1 protein-coding gene and 1 pseudogene are annotated in these 1,004 nt (G+C 75.8%); one reads left to right on the plus strand and one right to left on the minus strand.

Features of this window, described 5'->3' with window-relative positions:
* Positions 1-707 (plus strand): HAD family hydrolase (locus ACZ5CR_RS47690; RefSeq protein ID WP_468870345.1); only part of this gene is annotated, 707 nt, incomplete at its 5' end.
* On the opposite strand, the pseudogene ACZ5CR_RS47695 reads toward ACZ5CR_RS47690, so the two are convergent.
* Positions 701-1,004, minus strand: a pseudogene (locus ACZ5CR_RS47695) (hypothetical protein); the annotation flags it as partial. The gene ACZ5CR_RS47690 and the pseudogene ACZ5CR_RS47695 sit on opposite strands and share 7 nt — an antisense overlap.

Consider the following 1,004-nt stretch of genomic DNA (forward strand, 5'->3'; position numbering starts at 1 on the left):
CCGGCCCCGAGGGCCCGATCCGCACCGTCGCCCCCACCCCGGTGACGCCGCCCAGGGCGGTGCTCTTCGACTTCTCCGGGACGCTGTTCCAGATCCAGCCGTACGAGGACCGCATCCGCGCCGCGCTGCCCGACCCGGTGGACGGGCCCGCGATGGACGCCATCCTCACCTCCCTGGAGGCTGGCCTCTCGGACCCCGCCGTGGCCGAGGCCCAGCACGCACGCGACGTCTCGTCCGAGGCCCACCGCCACGCGTTCACCACCTGGTACGCATCGGCCCCGGCGCTCGCGCCCTTCGCCACCGTCCTCTACGAGCAACTCCGCTCCCCGGAGCACTGGTTGCCGTACGCGGACGCCGAGCGCACGCTGGCCGGGCTCGACGCGCGAGGGATCGCGCTCGGGGTGGTCAGCGACGTCGGCTGGGACCTGCGGCCGACCTTCGCCCTGCACGGCCTCGACCGCTGGTTCGGCAGCTGGGTCCACTCGTACGAACACGACACCGAGAAGCCCGACCCACGGCTCTTCGGCCACGCGTGCGCGGAGCTGGGCGTGGCCCCCGCGGACACCCTGATGGTCGGCGACCACCCCGCCAAGGACGGCGGGGCCGCGGGCGCGGGGCTGCGGTCCTATGTGCTGCCGGGCGGGGCCGCGCCAGGGGCGGTGCGAGGGCTCGGGGCCGTGCTCCGTCTCGTCGACGGGCCTCACTGATCGCGGCGCCGCACCGCCGTCACCGCGATCGCCGCCGCGGCCAGGGCCCACACCCCGTAGACCGTCCAGGCCCCCGTGGCCGTCCACGGGTAGAGCTCCGGCGGGCCGCCCGGCTGGGCCAGGCGGTCCCAGGCGTTGGGGGGAAGGGCGTGGGCGACATCGAGGTCGCGGGCGAGGCGGCACCGGCACCGAAGCCGTCCGGCTCGCCGGCGAACTCCGGCCGGACGTCGTGGTGATGGACATCCGCATGCCCGGATGGACGGCATCGAGGCCACCCGTCTGATCGCCGAGGGCCCG

Source organism: Streptomyces sp. NPDC031274 (genome assembly GCF_055570235.1).